Origin of the sequence: Metabacillus sp. cB07 (genome assembly GCF_016839225.1) — a bacterium.
Lineage (GTDB): Bacteria > Bacillota > Bacilli > Bacillales > Bacillaceae > Bacillus_P > Bacillus_P indicus.
In genome coordinates this window covers 1,619,317-1,637,439 of the sequence record NZ_CP069296.1, presented here as the reverse complement: position 1 = coordinate 1,637,439, position 18,123 = coordinate 1,619,317, and the positions used below count along the sequence as shown (strand labels likewise).

Below are 18,123 nucleotides of genomic sequence, written 5' to 3'. Positions count from 1 at the left end.
TACTCTTATATTGAGACTTTTGAAGAGCCGGCTGTTCCAAGCTGTTCCCCGTATTTGGCCCGTTTTATATATTGCCCGGTCCCTGCTTTTCCTGCAAACTGTCTGTCGCGCACGACAAATTCCCCTTTTGAAAGAACAGAAACGGGCACTCCTTTCACCTCCATGCCTTCAAACGCATTATAGTCCACAGCCATGTGGTGGGTTGAAGCAGAAATCGTTCTCTCTGCTGACGGGTCAAACAGCACAAGATCGGCATCAGAGCCAACGGCAATGGTTCCTTTTTTCGGATACAGGCCGAACAGCTTCGCAGCCTTGGTGCTCGTTAAATCAACGAACTGATTTAAACTGATCCTGCCTTTACTTACCCCTTCAGAAAAGAGAATGCTGAAACGGTCCTCAATAATCGGCCCGCCGTTAGGAATTTTCGTAAAGTCCCCCTTGCCAAGATCCTTTTGGCCATTAAAATCAAACGAGCACTGATCAGAACCAAGTGTCTGCAGCACGCCTGTTTTCATGGCGTTCCACAAAACATCCTGGTGCTTTTTCTCGCGCAGCGGCGGTGACCAGACGTACTTGGCCCCTTCGAACTCAGGCTTTTCTAAATAAGACTGATCAAGCACAAGATATTGCGGGCATGTTTCTCCCCAGACATCAAAGCCTCTGCTTCTTGCTTCGGCTATTTTTTCTACAGCCTCTGCACAGGAAACATGAACGACATACAGCTGTGATCCCGCAAGACCTGTGAGCTGGGCTGCTCTTCCTGTTGCTTCGCCTTCTACTTCAGGCGGACGTGTAAGAGCATGATAAACCGGATCTGTTTTGCCTTCTTGGAGTGCCTTTTTTGTTAAATAATCAATCACGTCCCCGTTTTCTGCGTGAACCATGACAAGACCGCCGAGCTCTTTTGCGGTGAGCAGTGTCCGGAAAAGGGTTTCATCATCTGCCTGAAAAACATTTTTGTAGGCCATAAAGACTTTAAAGGAAGAAATTCCTTCTTCTTCAATGACAGAAGGCAATTCATCAAGGACATGATCATTGATTTCTGAAATCATTAAGTGGAAGCTGTAATCAATTACGGCTTTGTCTTTGGATTTCTTATGCCAGGTCTGGATGGCATCCTTTAATGGCTTTCCTTTTTCCGTCAGGCAGAAATCGATGATGGTCGTTGTGCCTCCAAAGGCTGCTGCGGTTGTCCCTGTTTCAAAATCATCTTTAGTAACGGTTCCTCCAAACGGCATATCAAGGTGTGTATGAGGGTCAATTCCTCCCGGGAAAATGTAGCATCCGTTTGCATCAATGATTTCTGCACCGTTTTCTGTCAGATTGAGGCCAATGGCAGCAATCTGTTCTCCGATAATGAGAATATCTCCCTGAAAGGTATCAGAAGCCGTCACAATCGTTCCGTTTTTAATGAGTTTTTTCATGTGTATCCCCCTTTCCTATTTCACAGCATTGGACGTTCCAAGAGAAGCAATCGCTGACTGACGCTCGTTCCACGTCATTGGCGGCAGCTCATTTGCAAGTTCAACCATGTCGATAGCCCCGTCAACAGGACAGACGATAGAACAGAGATTGCAGCCGACGCAATCTTCTTCCCTTACTTTTAAGTATGGTTTTCCGTCAGACGTCATCAGCATATCAATGCACTGATGGGACGTGTCTTCGCAAGCAATATGGCATTTATTGCAGTTAATGCAGACGTCTTCATTAATTCTTGCAGCAATTTTATAATTCAGATCAAGCTCGCCCCAATCTGAATACCTTTCAACCGATTTCCCGACAAGGTCCATAACGGACGCAAGACCCTTTTCATCCAAGTAGTTTGAAAGACCTTCAATCATGTCTTCAACTATACGGAAGCCGTGATGCATGGCAGCTGTGCATACCTGCACGCCGGTTGCTCCCATCAGCATGAATTCAACGGTGTCCTTCCAGTTTGAAATCCCTCCTATTCCTGATATCGGAACATTGATGCGGGGATTCCTCGCACATTCAGCGACCATGTTCAGCGCAATCGGCTTAACAGCAGGACCGCAATATCCGCCGTGAGCCCCTTTTCCTGCTACATGCGGAATCGTATTCCATGTATCGATGTCTACTCCTGCAAGGCTGTTGATCGTATTGATCATCGAGATCGCATCAGCTCCGCCTGCCACTGCAGCTTCTGCGGTCACGGTGATATCGGTAATATTTGGTGTCAGCTTCACGATAACAGGCGTTTTCGCAGCTTCTTTCGCCCAGTATGTCTGCCTTTCGACAAGGTCAGGCACTTGACCTGAGGCCGCGCCCATTCCTCGCTCTGCCATACCGTGAGGACAGCCGAAATTCAGTTCAAGCCCGTCAACTCCGACATCTTCAACACGCTTAACAATTTCATGCCACTTTTCCTGTTTTGGCTCAACCATTAAGGAAGCGATAATGGCATGATTCGGAAACCTTTTTTTCGTTTCATAAATTTCCTTAAGGTTCACTTCAAGCGGCCGGTCTGTAATAAGCTCAATATTGTTAAAGCCTGCAACGCGCTGTCCATTAAAACTGACTGCTGCAAACCGTGAAGAAACATTCAGGATCGGATCACCGAGTGTTTTCCAGACAGCTCCCCCCCAGCCTGCTTCAAATGCCCTCTGAACCTGGTAGCCCGAGTTTGTCGGCGGGGCTGAAGCAAGCCAGAACGGATTCGGAGACCGTATCCCGGCAAGATCAATCTTTAAATCAGCCATAGTGAATCCTCCTTTATAGAAAAGTGGAACCGCCTCGATCAGCTCCGAAGGACAGAAAAGGATCAGCCAGAAAAAGCCGGGTTTGCTTTTTATGGCTGAGCCGTTCTGGCCGAGGAGCTAGGCGGTGGGCAGTTCCTAATGACAAATTGAAATCACAAAGCAGGGTTGAGCGCCTCTGATATTAGTTTTTTGTGAATCTGATAAGCTGTCAGTTTCCCCTGCTGGGCTGCAGAGACGACCATGGCTTCGCCCTGGCCCTTTCCGAAGATTACGTCACCGCAGGCAAACACTTTATCATTCGAGGTCTGATAAGTCCCTGATGAGAGCTTTACGACTCCGTCTGCATGGTCGAGCCCAAAACTCTCTATGAGAGATACATATCTTGATTGGCCGATTGCCCGGATTACTGCATCTGTTTCAATGATGAATTCAGATCCTTCAACAGGCACCGGACGCGGACGTTCTCCTTCTCTTGCTGAAACAAGCTCCATTTTGATGCATTCAAGGCCAGTCACTTTATTTTCTTCATTTTTAATAATCCGCTTTGGTGCCGTCAGCCATCTGAAGACGACGCCATCCTGTTTGGCAAATTCATACTCAAACTCGTAGGCTGTCATTTCAGCTCTTGTTCGTCTGTAAAGAATGCTCACATCCTCTGCACCAAGGCGGACTGAGCAGGTTGCAGCATCGATTGCCGTATTCCCTGCACCAATTACGACCGCTTTTTTCCCCGCAAGCTTAAGCGTTTTTTCCGTTTTTGTTTCTTTGACAAATTCAATCGCATCATAGACACCATCTGCATCCTCGCCTTCTATGCCAAGCTTTGGCACAGCAGCCATGCCTGCGGCAAGAATCACGGCATCATACTCCTCAAGCAGCTCTGAAGGCAAAATGTCTCTTCCAACTTTGGTATTCGTTCTGATCTTCACATCTAGGCTCTTCACCTGATCGACTTCCCAAAACGAAATGGCCTGCGGCAGCCTGAATGAAACAATGCCGTATGTGTTTAAGCCGCCTGCCTGACTTTCCGCTTCAAAAATGGTGACTTCATATCCAAGCAGGGCAAGTTCTCTTGCAGCCGAGAGACCTGCAGGACCGCCGCCTACAACGGCAACGTTTTTTCCGTTCTTCTCCCCTGCTTTAAACAGGACCTGCTCATTATGAATCGCCCAGTCGGTTGCATAGCGCTGAAGGTTGCCGATCATAATCGGTTTCGTGGAAGAATTCAGCACACAGGCTCCCTCGCAAAGTTCCTCAGTCGGACAAACACGGGAGCAGCTTGCGCCGACGGGATTTGCCGACATAATGGTTTTAGCTGATCCTTTCAAATTTCCTGAAGCGATTTTCTTAATAAAAGAAGGAATATCGATGCCGGTCGGACAGGCTTTAATGCACGGTGCATCATAGCAGTACAAGCACCGGTTTGCTTCCTCAAGTGCTTCCCTGGCAGACAGGGGCGGTTCTACTTCCATGAAATTTTGTTCAAGTTCATGGGCCGTAATCTCTCTCATCAAGCTCATTACCTCCTTTTTAAGGCAGCAGGGCCGTCATTTCCTGATACGTTTCAGGGCGTCTGTCACGGTAAAATTGCCAGGTATCCCGGACTTCGCGGATCACTTTTTTATCCATCTCTCCAATGACCACTTCATCTCTGTCACGGCTTCCTTCCGCAACAAATCTGCCCCTTGGATCGGCGAGATAGGATTGTCCGTAAAATTCACCCATATTCCAAGGCCCCTCATATCCCACCCTGTTGATGGCGCCAATATAATAGCCATTTGCGACAGCATGTGCAGGCTGTTCAAGCTTCCAAAGGTATTCAGACAGGCCTGCAACTGTTGCTGAAGGATTAAAAACAATTTCCGCACCGTTCAGCCCGAGAAGCCTTGCTCCCTCAGGAAAGTGCCTGTCATAGCAAATATAGACACCGATCTTCGCAAACGCTGTATCAAAAACAGGGTAGCCTAGATTGCCTGGCTTAAAGTAGAACTTCTCCCAAAAACCGCCGCCGTCTTTTCCGACTCCGACATGAGGGATATGATGTTTGCGGTATTTCCCTAAATACGTTCCATCCGCGTCAATGACAGCAGCTGTATTATAATAGGTTGCTATTCCTTCCCTTTCATAGATCGGCAGCACGATCACCGTTCCAAGCTCCCGGGCAAGCTCCTGAAACCGTTTTGTGGTCGGCCCGTTTGGAATTTCCTCTGCTGCATCGTACCATTTCGTATTCTGTTCCGTGCAGAAATAAGGGCCGTAGAATATCTCCTGAAGACAGACAATCTGCGCACCCCTGCTGCTTGCTTCCCTCACAAGCTTCACGTGCTTTTCAATCGCCCGTTCTTTATGGATATCCACAGCCTCATTTCCGTCTGTATCGTTGCTTGCCTGAATTAAACCGATGACCACCTTATCCGGCATATAAAAAACCTCCTCTGCGTCAAATAAATAGTCTAAATATTAAAAAAATAATACCTGTCTCTATTTTACTTTTAACAAATTGGGTTTACACTGTACAAATTGTTAAATGGTTAAGGAGATTTGTCTTGCAGAATGTAAAATATAAGCAGAGTGCTGTCAGTAAATCTGACACTCTTTTCTATAAAGTTGTTTTATGGACACTTTTTAGGTAGGATAGGTAGGGAGTATACCCTGAAAGATTGGAATGATACATAATGAACATTGCAGCCTATACGGTTGAAAAACTGCAGGATCCATTTGGCATTCTCACCGGAGACCGGTATGAATTTATTCTTGACCTTGAGGTAGATGAAGAGGATGAGCTTTATACTGAAAAAGGTCTTCTCATGAAGGTGATTTTTGCTGTTAACGACACCGGTGAAGGAACCGTTTCTGTTTATCATCTGATGGAGCAGGAAACAAATGCCGTCCTTGATTTTGAGCTTGAAGAAGAAGAAGAAATGATGGTTAAAGCATTTTGCCAGAAGCATTACAGAGAAGAATAGAAAAAAAACGAGCAGGGTAAGCACCCTGCTCGTTTTTCTTTTGCTTATTTTTTGAAAATCCCAAAAGGTTTTCCAACAGGCAGCACTGTTTTTCCGAAATGAGTATTCAGCACCGCTGCAGCAGAACCGTAGAACGACAGCAGGGCAATGATCATTTCAGATACAGCAGCAAGCATGTGGGTTGCCTCATGCATGATATCAAAAGCACTTAATGAAAGTCCGATAAATAAAAAATCGATAAAAACAAAAATCAAAAACAATACCTTATGTGTTTCCATCGCACCGACTGTCATGAACAGACTGAAGATCAGATAGCCGATAAAGGCAAAGCCAAGCTGTTTCGGATCGGCAGCTGCTGCAAGCTTCTCGCCGAACACTCCCATTTGAATCAGCCAAGTTGCGCCGACTCCAAGCCAGAAAAGGCCAAAAGCGCCAAAAGCAGTTGTTCCAAATGTGTTGTTATGCTTTGCGTCGTGAATACTTGCAAAAAGCTGGGCAAAACCTCCGAGGAATATAGCCCAAGGCAATATAAGAGAAAGCCCGTCAGTTAATCCTAGTTTTTGTGACGAAGCCACTAGTGTTACCATAGCGAGTCCAAAAAGCCCGATTGCTGAAGGATCTGCAGTAGTGATTTTTACTTGCTGTACATTTTGTTGATTCATGGTGAGCCTCCTAAATTTTTAACACATACTCGACCACGATACAGGATGCAGATACTCGTGTCAATGGATTTTTCATGAGCTGATAAAGGTAACCGTTTCCAAAGATATTTATGACCTTTCATTCATCACCGGACTTTGTGAAAGGTCATATTTTAGCATCTTATGACTCTATATGCATCGATGGGTTCTGTGAAAGGTCATTGCCTTATTGCTTATGACCCCTCATGCATCGACGGACTCTGCGAAAGGTCATTAACTGATTGCTTATGACCCTTCAGGCTTTGAAGAACTCTGCGAGAGGTCATTACCTGCTTGCTTATAACCCTTCCTTCATCAGCTGAATCTGCCGAAGGTCATATACCAGTTGCTTATGACACCTCATGCATCAACGGACTCTGCGAAAGGTCATTACCCGCTTGCATCGCACGAAACTGCGAAAGGTCCAGCCATCAGTTCAGTTCTAAACCTGGATTTCCTGGTTTTTTTTGCTGCAAATCCAGGAAAAAAGCGCATAAAAAAAGCCGCTCAGACCTGAGCGGCTTTTTCGTTCATTATAATTTTACAACATTCTCAGCTTGAGGTCCGCGGTTGCCTTCAACGATGTTGAATTCAACTTCTTGGCCTTCTTCTAATGTTTTGTACCCTTCGCCTGTGATCGCGCTGAAGTGAACGAATACGTCGTTTCCGCCTTCAACTTCGATAAATCCAAAGCCTTTTTCTGAATTGAACCATTTTACTTTTCCAGTCGTCATGAGAGAAAACCTCCAAAAATTTTTTAATATGCCCTACTATTTACAACATGGTAAATAAAATATTCACATATTATAAAGAGTATCAATTAGAGGAATAGATAGTCTTTATAACATGTGAATGCTAAATGCCATATAAAATCATGAAAAGATTTTGATAGTTTGACAAATCTATTGGTTATTCATTTATTATCTGTGAACACAAAGCAACGAAAGCCCTACCTCTCTCTCGTCCTTGCGGCTCCGATGACCGCGCCAGCTTGAATTGAGCTAACAAAAATCAAAGGATTTGAATTTGAAGCATTTGTCCATATAAGGACTGATTGACTCATTATTAATATGGTAGAAGGGTATTTCATAATGAACTAACTTTTTCATTATACATGGAAAGGTTTAGAAAATCAAATAAATGGTTAAAAATGTCGAAAAAAGAAAGCGCTCCGCAGAACGGAGCGCTATTTTTTCATTCTGCGTTTTCTGTTTCGGCAAGCACGCGGTTTACACGTTTCTCAAGCATTTTCATGCCGCTTCCGCCTGCCTGGAAGTGACGGAGTGCTCCTGTTTTGTCAAATACATAATAAGCAGGAACATACTGATTTTCGAATGCATCTGTAAGCTTATGCTCACTGTCAACAAAGATTGGCTGTGTAATATCATGCTCAGCCGCAACTTTTTTGATGTCCTCAAGGTTCAGGTCGTCTTCTGATCTTGGCATGTGAACAGCCACTACATTCAGTTTGTCTTTATACTGGTCTCTGAATTCATTTACCTGAGGCATTGCTTCTTTGCAGAGGTGGCAGCTTACTGACCAGAAGTGAATCAGTGTAGGTTTTTCTCCAATTAAATCTTCTTTCGTCTGCTGGCCGTTCAGCCATTCAGTCGCGCCGCTTAATTCCGGCATTTGTGCACGTAATTTCATTGTGTTTCCCTCCATTGCTTGTTTAAAAAAGGCCTAACAAATAGTTAGACCTCTCATCAACCGTTTATTAAAGTGTAGCTTGTCCAGGTTTCCAGTTAGCCGGGCAAAGTCCGCCAGTTTGAAGAGCCTGAAGCACACGAAGTGTTTCATCTACGTCACGGCCGATGTTGTTGTGGTTAACAACAGCGTATTGAAGTTCGCCGTCAGGATTGATGATGAATAGTCCGCGAAGAGCTACGCCTTCTTCTTCAATAAGGACGCCGTATTCGCGTGAAACCATATGGTTTGTATCCGCTGCAAGCGGGAATTTAAGATCGCCAAGGCCGTTTTCTTTGCGGTCTGTGTTGATCCATGCAAGATGAGTGTGAATTGTATCAGTAGAAACGCCGATTACTTCAGCATCAAGATCTTCAAACTCATCATAACGGTCTGACATTGATGTAATTTCAGTCGGGCAAACGAACGTGAAGTCCATTGGATAAAAGAACAGCACTGTCCATTTGTCGTTTTTCATATTTTCTTCAAGGCTTACTTTTCCAAATTCCTTGTCAGCCATTACCGCATCCATTTCAAAGCGCGGTGCTTGTTTACCTACCATGCGTTCTGCCATGATGTATCCCTCCAATATGTAATTGATATCTGGTATCGATATCAGCTTAATTGAGAATCACAAATCGATTTTCTCAATTGTTGTCTTGTTTATTTCACATTGACCATTATAGTGCAACGACTATTTTTAGTCAATGTTAAATAATAATTAATTTAAAAAGGCTCTGTGCCTAAATAGGAGCACATGTATTGGTATTCCCTTTTCAGATTGAAAACAATCACCAAATCTCAGCAATTTCTGATTAAATTCTACAAAATCAAGTTTAACATGATGTCCTTGGGGTAACCAAATAATTAGTCTTACTTTATTAGTACAGGAAGGATGTTGGTTCATGGAATTTTTTGATTTAATCAGCAGAGTAAACTGGGTTGGCATTTTGACTGCAGCCGGTGTCATCACACTCAAGCTGATCGGCATACTTATTGCTTTTTTGGTTGTAAGGGCTATTGGCACAAGAGTGGTTGAAAAGACGTTTAAGAGGGTTCAGGAGCGTCAGTCCATTTCAATTGGGAGATCCAGAACGCTGCAGAGTCTGACACTCAATCTCTTCTCATATATTCTGATCTTTATTTTTGTCGTGATGGTGTTTGAAGTATTTGAATACGATGCAACTGCTCTTCTCGCAGGGGCTGGAGTTGTAGGACTTGCCATCGGTTTCGGCGCACAGGGACTTGTCAGCGATGTGGTGACAGGCTTCTTCCTGCTCCTTGAAAAACAGCTTGATGTGGAGGATTATGTAACAACAGCAGGATATTCTGGAATCGTTGAGCAGGTTGGCCTTCGGACCACTCAGATCAGAAGCTTTGACGGGACGCTTAATTATGTGCCGAACAGAGAGATCATCAGCTTAAGCAATCATTCAAGAGGCAACATGCGTGCTCTCGTTGATATCGGCATTTCATACGATGATAATATCGATGAGGCTATATCGGTTATTCAAAAGGCGTGTGATGAAATGGCCGCCGAGGATGCATCGATCATTGAAGGACCAAGTGTGATCGGTGTTCAAAGCCTTGGCGCATCGGATGTTGTGATCCGGATTATCGCCAAGACAGAGAATATGATGCAATGGGGCGTAGAGCGCAATCTTCGTAAAAAAGTGAAAGAAACACTTGATGCACACGGAATTGAAATCCCGTTTCCTCATCAGGTTTATATTGAGAAGAAACAGTAAAAAAACAGCAAATGAGCTGCCGGCTTCGGCAGCTCATTTCTTTTTTATTGAAGCCTGCTCTCTACCTGCTGGCAGATTTCATCAGCTGTATAACCGCTTGCTGTAAAAACAGAACCGCTTGTTACAGCATTGCTGATTCCCATAATGTTGGAATCCTGGCCTGTAATAATGCAGCAGTCACAGCCTTTTGCATCCTCTTCATTGCGGAGTTCTACAACATCATACCCCTTTGACTGAAGTGCAGCTGTTACGTCTGATAATGATTGTTCAACACCGATTTTTGGCATCTCATCCACCTCCTAAGACTAATGTGTCTCATAGGAGGGACCTTTATTCTGATAAGCCGTTCGCTTTGTAGAGAAAATATCTGCACATAAGGTCAACAGCCGCCCCTATTGCTTCCTCTTTAGGCTGAAGCTTTGAATGATGAAGTCCAAACGGGGAGTCCACTCCGAGCCAGAACATAAATCCCGGAATCTCATCCAGCATATATCCAAAATCTTCGCCCGTCATGGCCTCTCTGCACAGTACAACCTCAGTATCTGTGTTCACTTTTGCAAATTCCATGAATTCTTCCGTCAGCTCATGATGGTTGTATACCTGATGGTACATCGAACCGTAATCAATGGACGCGCTGCAGGAATAGCCGACCTCAAGCCCTCTCACAAGGGCTTCAATCCGTTCTTTCACTTTATCCATCGACTCTACGGACAGTGTCCGGATTGTTCCTTCAAGCCTTGCGTTCTCTGCAATAATGTTCTGAACGGTGCCTCCTGTTATCTTCCCGAACGTAATCACCGCACTGTCAAGCGGATCAACGTTTCTTGAAACAACCGTCTGAAGCTGGGTGACAAGTGATGCAGCCGCTACAATCATGTCTTGAGCCGTATGCGGATAGGCTGCATGTCCGCCTTTCCCCTTTAAGTCAATGAATAATTCCGATGTATTCGCAAATAAAAGACCGGGACGTGTAGCGATTGTCCCGACAGGATATTCAGGGGCAATGTGAAGAGCCGTAATGAAATCAGGCTTCCACTCCTTCATTATTTCGCTCCTTAGCATCGGTTCAGCTCCTCCGGGACCTTCCTCTGCAGGCTGAAAAAGAAACAGCAGATCATCTCTTACAGGGTGCTTGACGAAATACTGAATGATTCCAAGCGCAATCGTCATATGGAAATCATGGCCGCAAGCGTGCATGAGCTCAGGATGATGGGACTTGAACTCATAGCCTGTTTCCTCCCGGATGGGAAGTCCGTCAATATCTGCACGGTAAGCAAGTGTTTTCAAAGGAGCTGTTCCTTTCACTTTTACAAACAAACCGGTTTTCCACTTTTTGATTTCGAGTCTTTCTGCCGGTAAATGCCCGAGATGTTCCAAAAGGTAGGCTTGAGTTTTAAACTCCTGGAAGCCAAGCTCAGGAATGCGGTGCAGATCCTGTCTGATTTTTGACAATAGGTGCATTTGATCCAATCGTATCCCCCCTGATTCTATAGAGAAGGCGTGGGTGCTAAAACACCCACGCCGGTCAATCATTCAAGTATTAAAGCTGTCTAAGCTCTTGTTTGATTTCAGTTTTTGATTTTGTTTTTTCATCGATTTCTTTAATTTTGCGGGCAGGCGTACCTGCTACAACTGTATAAGGCTCAACATCATCAATGACGATTGCGCCTGCAGCAACGACAGCGCCTTTACCTACAGTAACACCTTCTAATACAACGGCATTGGCTCCGATAACAACATCATCTTCGATGACAACCGGCTTTGCAGATGGCGGTTCGATGACGCCTGCAAGAACAGATCCCGCTCCAATATGGCAGTTTTTCCCTACTGTAGCACGGCCGCCAAGAACAACGTTCATATCAATCATCGTGCCTTCGCCGATTACTGAACCGATGTTGATGGAAGCTCCCATCATAATAACAGCGTTATCGCCGATTTCCACTTGGTCGCGGATAATTGCGCCTGGCTCAATTCGCGCTTTGATGTTTTTCATGTCAAGAAGCGGAATCGCTGAATTGCGGCGGTCATTTTCCACAACAAAATCATCTATTTTCGCTTGATTTTGAGAAAGAACCGTTTGAATTTCAGCCCATTCGCCAAAAACAACACCGCTGTTGCCGTTTATGAATGTTTGTGAAGAAGATCCAAAATCGATTCCTTCAAGATCACCTTTCACATAAACTTTCACAGGTGTCGATTTTGTACTATTTTGAATGAACGAGATAATCTCATTCGCATCCATCATTTTCATATGTATTCCTCCTTCAGACTATATACCTCATTACTGTATCAAAGGACGGGTTTGTTGACAAGCTGAAACCTGGCGCTGCATTCCTATCATTGATTTTCCGGCAGCCTCCCTTCTGCAGCTGTATCTGCAAACATTAGCTGAAATAAAAAAACAGCTTTATCAGCTGCTTGCAAAAAAATCGTCACTTTTACGATATCCCTTCTTCGTTCAGAATATCGAGAAATGCCTGCACTTGTTTCAATTTAAACGATGACTCAAACCCAAGCAGCCATGTATCCCTTACTATTGGATCTCCGTGCTCGTTTAATAATGGGATTTTATGAATGTCCCGATTGTCGTCCACAAGCGTGACTGACGGAAGTATCGCATATCCGATTCCGTTGTAGGCCATTTGTTTGCACGTTTCAATCTGGTCGACAACAATCGTGCGCTTTGGACTGCTCTGAAAATGTTTATGCCACCAATCCTGAATCTCCTGATAATAGGATGAGTCGCTTTTAAACTGAATAAAGGGCCGCTCGGTATCAATTAAATCCTCAACCTTATGAATTTCTGAATCCACTAAGTACAGGGTGTCTGTCAGCAAGTGCTTCTTGACCCCTTTCCACTCCGGATTTCCTCTGATGATGCCAAGGTGAACGTGATCTTCATACATGCTTTTTAAAATCTCGCTGCTCCACCCCGTAACAAGGGAAATCTTTGCATGAGGATATTTGCTGACATATTTTTTTAGGATGTTAGGCAGCCAGTGCTGTCCAATGATGGATGCCACAGCGATTTTCAGCGTTCCGTGCACTTCTCCTTCAAGCTCTGAAATTTCTTCACGCAGTTTTTCTTCTTTCTTTGTCACTTCTTTTGCGAATGCTACAATCTTTTCTCCCGCAGGCGTAAGCGTCAGCCCTTTTTGTGAACGGATAAAAATTTGAAAGCCCCATGACTTCTCGATGGACTGCAGCCTTTGTGACAGCGCAGGCTGGGAAACAAAAAGCCGTTCGGATGCTTTTCTCATATTCATTTCTTCAGATAGAACTACGAGCATTTTTAATTCAGTCAGCTGCATAAATACCTCCTCTATAAGTTTTCCTTATATTATATGCTAATTTATTCATAATTTCATTATTGTCACTCGAAGAATATACTAAGGTTGAAAAGCGCGCTTTAACTCCTCAGGAAGATGTGATGCTTTATGGAATGGCCGATTTTTTTCATCGGTACTGCAGCAACCTTCATCGGAACACTTGCAGGAAGCGGCGGGATGATTAACATGCCCCTTATGCTCATGTACGGACTGCCTATTCACACCATTATCTCCTCCAACAAATTTGCAAATACGCTAAGTTCGTTTTCAAGCTTTGCTGTCCTTGTGAAAAAAAAGGAAGCGAACGTAAAAGAAATGGCGGCAACTGCGCCTTTTACGATTGGCGGAGGCATACTCGGGGCTTACTTCACAAGTCAGCTGAACGGGGAAGTGATGACTGTCATCGCTCTTTTTCTCCTCCTTTTCGCTTTAGGGCTCAATCTTTTGAAAAAACCGCAGGAACAGAAAATGGCCGAACCCCGGCTGAAGAAACGGCTTTACCCGCTTGTATTTGGAATTGGAGCGTATGACGGCATGTTCGGCCCCGGACAGGGAACTCTCCTTATGTACACTTTTTTGCATAACGGATTTACCTATATTAAATCGGTTGCCTTTACACGTTTTCAGACTTTCTTAAGCTGCACCGGGGCATTCACAGCCTACGCCTTCTCAGGCATCATGAACTGGAATATTGCGCTGAGCCTTGCTGCAGGAAGCATACTTGGAGCACAGATTGCCGTACGTTTTGCAGCAAAGCTCAGTTTTAAACAGGCGGCTTGGCTGATACGCCTGATCACTGTTCTCCTCATTCTGCAGTTATTCTATAACCTTATCGTATAGGAGGTTTTCTAATGAAAATAAAAAGACTCCATCATCTGCAGCTGTGCGTTTCTCCTGCAGAAGAAGAACATGCCCGAAAGTTTTACATTCAAGAGCTCGGATTTGAAGAGATACCCAAGCCGCCTGCCCTTCTGAAAAATGGCGGTTTCTGGTGCCGGGCAGGAGAAATAGAACTTCATATCGGCCTTGAGGAAACGGACGGCACCAAAAGCAAGCGGCATCCTGCCTTTGAAGTAGAAGATCTTGAAGGTGCCAGGGATTTTCTGACTAAGCTTTCTGTAGAGATAAAAGAAGAAATTGGGGTTCCGGGTGTTAACAGATTTTCATTTTACGATCCGTTCGGAAACCGGATTGAACTGCTTGAACTGAATTAAATAGCAAAAAGGCGCGGGAGTTATTTCTCCTGCGCCTCTTTCTTTTCTTTCGGAAGCCTCAATATAAGCGCGAAACTGATAACAGCAAATACAAACACCATGATATAGACACTGTGCAGGGAGTAGGTCAGCCCTTCTTTTAAAGCCTGCATAGCATCAGCAGAAAGCTTTGATGCTTCCTCAGGGCTGAGGAGCCTGTTCACGGAATCTAGATCGATTGTTTCGCCAATTCCTTCTTCTCTGAAATAAGACTGCAGCCGGGTATTTAAAATGCCTCCAAGCAGAGCAGCGCCGATCGTATTGCCCAGCGTTCGCATAAACATGTTTGCCGCTGTTGCCGAACCCCGCTGCTCCCAGCTGACTGTACTTTGAATAGAGACAATGAAAGCCGTTGTGGTCATTCCCATCCCTATGCCGACCAGGAAGGAACCAAAGGCAGCCCAGAGAGGGCCGTCGTCAGGTGTCAGCGTGAAGAAAACAGCACTTCCGGCAATCAGGGCTGCACCCCCGATAACCGAGGTGGTTCTAAAACCAATTTTAAAAAGAAGCCGGCCTGATATAGTTGATGCGATTGGCCAGCCAATGGACATAGCGGTAAGAGTGAATCCCGCTACAATCGGAGTCTGTCCCATCACAGCCTGTACAAATGCCGGCAGAAAAGAAGAGATTCCAATCAGCATGACACCTGTTGTTAATGAGGTCATATTTGCGATGAAAATGCTTTTTTCTTTCCAGATACTAAACGGCATCATAGGCTCTTTTGCTCGTTTTTCCTGTCGAATAAATAGGACAAAAGTAAGAATGGCTGCCGATGAGATCAGCAGCACCGGACTTGACATCCATGGCCATCTGATGCCTCCTTCTACAAGAACAATCATCGCTGTGCTTATGGAAAGAAATAAGAATAGGGCTCCTTTGTAATCAATTTCATGTTTTTTCCGCTCCACATTTTCATGGAGATATAAAACAAGCCCTGCAATCGCTAAAAGCCCAAGCGGAATATTGACCCAAAAGACGAATCTCCAGCTCACAAACTGGACTAACAGCCCGCCGATTGCCGGTCCCATAATGGCTGAAATCCCCCATACGCTTGATAAATATCCCTGAATTTTAGCCCGTTCTTCTTTTGTATAAATATCCCCGACAATTGTCGATGCAATCGGCATGACAGCGCCAGCACCAAACCCCTGAATAAAACGTGCTGCAATCAGCCACTCCATCGAGCTGACCATCCCGCACATTGCAGAACCGGCGAGAAAAACAGAAATGCCGAATATTAGAACAGGCTTTCTGCCGAATAGATCGGATAACTTTCCATAAATCAATACGGTAACAGCATTCATCAGCAAATAGGATGAAAAAACCCAGCTGTATAATGAAAATCCTCCAAGCTCCCCTACAATCGCAGGCATGGCTGTAGATACAATCGTGGCCTCGATGGCAGCCATAAACATTGCGAGCATAACCGCAGCCAGGATAAATGGGCGCTTCATATTCGAAGACTGCTGCTTGATTTCTTCTTTTTCAAGAATAGCCTGTGCCACCTTCATCGTCTCCCTTTTCTTTAAAAAAGCAAAAGAAGGAGCAAATATACCTCTCCTTCTCTCCCGGAATTTATCTGTTTTCAGTCATTTGTTTTTGCAGTTCTTTCAAAATGGCGCGTCTTGTCAAGATTCCCTCAAATATGCCGTCATCATCGACAACGCAGACAAAAGAGTGATCAATGACTAAATCCAGCCCTTTTGATATTGGATCTTTCAAATGCAGCCTTGGAATATCCGCATTCATTGCTTCTTCAACCTTCATATGTTCAAGCTTTTCAAATTCGATTCGCTGGAGGCCTAAGATAGCATCCATCATCATGTTTGTGCCAAGAAGTCCATGCAGTTTAAAGAAAGGATCAAGAACCGGCACCGCCGTGTAGCCTGTTTTTGTCAAAACAAGCAGCGCATGCTCAAGGTTATTCCCAATCTGTACATGTGCAACCTTATCTGAAGGTATCATATATTCTTCTATCGTTGATTCATTCTTTGTATGTATGCTGATCACATTTGTTCTCCCTCTCTAAAAAAGTTCACACCGAACCCATTTACCCCGCTTTAATAATGTTCAAACCACCTTTTTATTCTACCACAAAGAGGCAAAGAAATGCGGACTCATCTTCCCTCTGCCATCCTCTTATTTGCATCTTCCAACATGAAAAGCAAAAAAAAGATACTCTTGCTAAGAGTACCAGGTGTATGTAATCATTTCACTTCAAATCGGATTCGGTCATAAAGCCGGATCAGTTTTTGATAAGTTGCATGATCGGACTGTTTTGTGCCGTTTTCAATTTCATAAATCTCACTGCTGACAAGTTCCAGAGCATATTGCTGTTTAAGAAGAAGCTCAACTAAAAATTTTTGGTCGTCCTGTGAAAGAATTTCTGCTGCAGAATTCATAATAGATTGCCCCCTTAATGGTAGATTAATCAAAGAAAAAGCACTGCGTCAACCGCAAATTCCGACAGATTCATTATTTTGTGAACCGATTGGCATAGCTGAATGCAGTATAGGAGTCAGGCTTGATTTTTGCTTCCAGGCCCATAGCCTGAATTCTTCCGGTCATCTCCTGAATAAGGTCCTTTGTCACACCCTTCCTCCCAATATCCAGATGAATTTCAAATGTAAGATCTGCTCCTTCATCCGAATAAGGAATAAGAATTTCTGCAAGCTCTGCTAAATAAACGGAAGTAAACGCATAGGCAAGCTCCTGGCTTAAAGTCGTTTCCATGGATATTTTCTCATGAAGGCTCGTCATTGGCCGCGGGATGACCGTATTCTTCAGGCAGCCCCACGCTCCTTTTCCAAGACGGTGAACATGAACAGCAGTGATAAACTTTGTTTCTGTCTGATGAACCTGTGAATCTGTGCCGATTGACAGAAGATAGGTGCTTCTCGGGTCTTTCTTCAGGAAGGATTTAATTTTATGGATCATAGCTTCAAATGACATGTTTCCTTCAGAGACATTGTAAAAGGCAAAATGGTCAGTCATATGACAGCTCCTTTTCAGCGGAAATTACAGAACCAAGATATTATATGCTTGGCTGAAGAGAGTATTGAGCAAATTGGCGTAAATTTTATAGTATATTTTTTCCTCAAAGCACTCTTTTTAAACAGTCCGCTGTTTTCCGCTGGACAGATCCTCCTCCTTTTCCCGGGTCACTATATATAACGATTGAAATTGAATGAAGGTTTCGGATTTTCACACAAATTTATAAAAACTTTTTTCATTTAACCAAATGTTGGTTATAGCTAGAAAATGAACGCAAAAAAAACAGCCAATGATTTTGGCTGTTTACCCTTTTTTCGTTTGAATATTACGCATATGATAATGGCAGCTGGAACACGAATAATTGACATTCTGATTCGACAGAGCGGTCAGCACTTCACTTAGCGGCTGCTGCTCATGGCAATTCGGACAAATGACGCTTGGTTTCGTATTCATCGGTTCCCTCCCGTTTATTGGAGCAAATCAAAAATTTCAATTGCGATCATATCGATGTTGTCAAATTGATAAGACTGGGGCTTTTCATCTTTTTGGAATACTTCAAGTTCGAACGTATCCGTTTTATCAAAATATTTAACACTGCAGCGTTTTTCACCCTCAACTTCAAAGAAGCGCTGGCTTGGTTCATTCGAAACGGCATTTTCCTGCAGACTTTGAAGTCTTGTTATGATACCTAAAAGCTGTGACATTAGTATCACCTCCAACAGAGTGAGTCAACTTGAGGTCCGCCTT

General features: G+C 44.2%; 22 protein-coding genes. 4 read left to right on the top strand and 18 right to left on the bottom strand.

Translation table 11 applies throughout. The features are described from left to right. Nucleotides 1–5: 5 nt before the first annotated feature. The 4 genes from hydA to JOJ89_RS08170 form a co-directional block, all read right to left on the bottom strand. Nucleotides 6–1,424: a dihydropyrimidinase gene (gene hydA / locus JOJ89_RS08185; protein ID WP_203290082.1), complete on the bottom strand. Its 1,419-nt coding sequence runs from the start codon at nucleotides 1,422–1,424 to the stop codon at nucleotides 6–8. Between the two features lie 15 nt (nucleotides 1,425–1,439). Continuing rightward, a complete protein-coding gene (preA, locus tag JOJ89_RS08180; protein WP_029565509.1) occupies nucleotides 1,440–2,720 on the bottom strand; it encodes an NAD-dependent dihydropyrimidine dehydrogenase subunit PreA in 1,281 nt (426 codons plus the stop codon). A gap of 152 nt (nucleotides 2,721–2,872) precedes the next feature. Then, the gene (locus tag JOJ89_RS08175) at nucleotides 2,873–4,231 is read right to left on the bottom strand and encodes an NAD(P)-dependent oxidoreductase (RefSeq protein WP_035206488.1); all 1,359 of its coding nucleotides are present in this window, start codon (nucleotides 4,229–4,231) and stop codon (nucleotides 2,873–2,875) included. A 19-nt stretch (nucleotides 4,232–4,250) separates the two neighbouring features. Next, nucleotides 4,251–5,141 (bottom strand): nitrilase-related carbon-nitrogen hydrolase, encoded by an 891-nt coding sequence (locus JOJ89_RS08170; protein WP_029281527.1) that lies wholly within the window; start codon nucleotides 5,139–5,141, stop codon nucleotides 4,251–4,253. 254 nt (nucleotides 5,142–5,395) lie between these two features. Between JOJ89_RS08170 and JOJ89_RS08165 the strand changes: the two genes are divergently transcribed. Next, a complete protein-coding gene (locus JOJ89_RS08165; protein WP_029281528.1) occupies nucleotides 5,396–5,686 on the top strand; it encodes a DUF6509 family protein in 291 nt (96 codons plus the stop codon). A 44-nt stretch (nucleotides 5,687–5,730) separates the two neighbouring features. Here JOJ89_RS08165 and JOJ89_RS08160 read toward each other — a convergent pair whose 3' ends face one another. The 4 genes from JOJ89_RS08160 to JOJ89_RS08145 all read right to left on the bottom strand — a co-directional run bounded on the left by JOJ89_RS08160 (nucleotide 5,731) and on the right by JOJ89_RS08145 (nucleotide 8,626). Next, nucleotides 5,731–6,348: an acetate uptake transporter gene (locus JOJ89_RS08160; RefSeq protein WP_029281529.1), complete on the bottom strand. Its 618-nt coding sequence runs from the start codon at nucleotides 6,346–6,348 to the stop codon at nucleotides 5,731–5,733. Between the two features lie 551 nt (nucleotides 6,349–6,899). Beyond that, nucleotides 6,900–7,100 carry a cold-shock protein CspD gene (cspD, locus tag JOJ89_RS08155; protein ID WP_029281530.1) on the bottom strand — a complete coding sequence of 67 codons (201 nt, stop codon included), beginning with the start codon at nucleotides 7,098–7,100 and terminating at the stop codon, nucleotides 6,900–6,902. Between the two features lie 460 nt (nucleotides 7,101–7,560). Further along, entirely contained in the window at nucleotides 7,561–8,016 is a 456-nt protein-coding gene (locus JOJ89_RS08150) for a TlpA disulfide reductase family protein (protein ID WP_029281531.1), read from the bottom strand. A gap of 67 nt (nucleotides 8,017–8,083) precedes the next feature. Beyond that, nucleotides 8,084–8,626, bottom strand: coding sequence for a peroxiredoxin (locus JOJ89_RS08145; RefSeq protein WP_029281532.1), 543 nt, complete (start codon nucleotides 8,624–8,626; stop codon nucleotides 8,084–8,086). Between the two features lie 331 nt (nucleotides 8,627–8,957). On the opposite strand from JOJ89_RS08145, the gene JOJ89_RS08140 reads away from it, so the two are divergent. Next, nucleotides 8,958–9,800, top strand: coding sequence for a mechanosensitive ion channel family protein (locus JOJ89_RS08140; RefSeq protein ID WP_029281535.1), 843 nt, complete (start codon nucleotides 8,958–8,960; stop codon nucleotides 9,798–9,800). 44 nt (nucleotides 9,801–9,844) lie between these two features. Here JOJ89_RS08140 and JOJ89_RS08135 read toward each other — a convergent pair whose 3' ends face one another. From JOJ89_RS08135 to JOJ89_RS08120, 4 genes are all read right to left on the bottom strand, one after another. Continuing rightward, the gene (locus JOJ89_RS08135) at nucleotides 9,845–10,087 is read right to left on the bottom strand and encodes a YkuS family protein (RefSeq protein WP_029281537.1); all 243 of its coding nucleotides are present in this window, start codon (nucleotides 10,085–10,087) and stop codon (nucleotides 9,845–9,847) included. A 43-nt stretch (nucleotides 10,088–10,130) separates the two neighbouring features. After that, the gene (locus tag JOJ89_RS08130; protein ID WP_029281539.1) at nucleotides 10,131–11,261 is read right to left on the bottom strand and encodes an N-acetyldiaminopimelate deacetylase; all 1,131 of its coding nucleotides are present in this window, start codon (nucleotides 11,259–11,261) and stop codon (nucleotides 10,131–10,133) included. Nucleotides 11,262–11,340: 79 nt separating this feature from the next. Continuing rightward, entirely contained in the window at nucleotides 11,341–12,051 is a 711-nt protein-coding gene (gene dapD, locus JOJ89_RS08125; RefSeq protein ID WP_029281540.1) for a 2,3,4,5-tetrahydropyridine-2,6-dicarboxylate N-acetyltransferase, read from the bottom strand. Between the two features lie 187 nt (nucleotides 12,052–12,238). Next, on the bottom strand, nucleotides 12,239–13,111 hold the full coding sequence (locus JOJ89_RS08120; protein WP_029281541.1) for a transcriptional regulator CcpC: 873 nt from the start codon (nucleotides 13,109–13,111) through the stop codon (nucleotides 12,239–12,241). 126 nt (nucleotides 13,112–13,237) lie between these two features. Here JOJ89_RS08120 and JOJ89_RS08115 point away from each other — a divergent pair, with 126 nt between their 5' ends. Beyond that, a complete protein-coding gene (locus tag JOJ89_RS08115; RefSeq protein WP_029281542.1) occupies nucleotides 13,238–13,969 on the top strand; it encodes a sulfite exporter TauE/SafE family protein in 732 nt (243 codons plus the stop codon). 11 nt (nucleotides 13,970–13,980) lie between these two features. After that, entirely contained in the window at nucleotides 13,981–14,343 is a 363-nt protein-coding gene (locus JOJ89_RS08110) for a VOC family protein (protein ID WP_029281544.1), read from the top strand. A 20-nt stretch (nucleotides 14,344–14,363) separates the two neighbouring features. Here JOJ89_RS08110 and JOJ89_RS08105 read toward each other — a convergent pair whose 3' ends face one another. From JOJ89_RS08105 to JOJ89_RS08080, 6 genes are all read right to left on the bottom strand, one after another. Beyond that, the gene (locus JOJ89_RS08105; RefSeq protein WP_051865146.1) at nucleotides 14,364–15,893 is read right to left on the bottom strand and encodes an MDR family MFS transporter; all 1,530 of its coding nucleotides are present in this window, start codon (nucleotides 15,891–15,893) and stop codon (nucleotides 14,364–14,366) included. Between the two features lie 64 nt (nucleotides 15,894–15,957). Continuing rightward, nucleotides 15,958–16,392 carry a cyclic-di-AMP-binding protein CbpB gene (cbpB, locus tag JOJ89_RS08100; protein WP_029565505.1) on the bottom strand — a complete coding sequence of 145 codons (435 nt, stop codon included), beginning with the start codon at nucleotides 16,390–16,392 and terminating at the stop codon, nucleotides 15,958–15,960. Nucleotides 16,393–16,589: 197 nt separating this feature from the next. Beyond that, nucleotides 16,590–16,784, bottom strand: a complete 195-nt coding sequence (gene abbA / locus JOJ89_RS08095; RefSeq protein WP_029281550.1) for an antirepressor AbbA — start codon at nucleotides 16,782–16,784, stop codon at nucleotides 16,590–16,592. Nucleotides 16,785–16,857: 73 nt separating this feature from the next. After that, nucleotides 16,858–17,376, bottom strand: coding sequence for a ribonuclease H-like YkuK family protein (locus JOJ89_RS08090; protein WP_029565503.1), 519 nt, complete (start codon nucleotides 17,374–17,376; stop codon nucleotides 16,858–16,860). Between the two features lie 303 nt (nucleotides 17,377–17,679). Then, entirely contained in the window at nucleotides 17,680–17,829 is a 150-nt protein-coding gene (locus JOJ89_RS08085) for a hypothetical protein (protein ID WP_087946297.1), read from the bottom strand. A gap of 14 nt (nucleotides 17,830–17,843) precedes the next feature. Continuing rightward, on the bottom strand, nucleotides 17,844–18,080 hold the full coding sequence (locus JOJ89_RS08080) for a YkuJ family protein (protein WP_029281554.1): 237 nt from the start codon (nucleotides 18,078–18,080) through the stop codon (nucleotides 17,844–17,846). Nucleotides 18,081–18,123 lie beyond the last annotated feature (43 nt).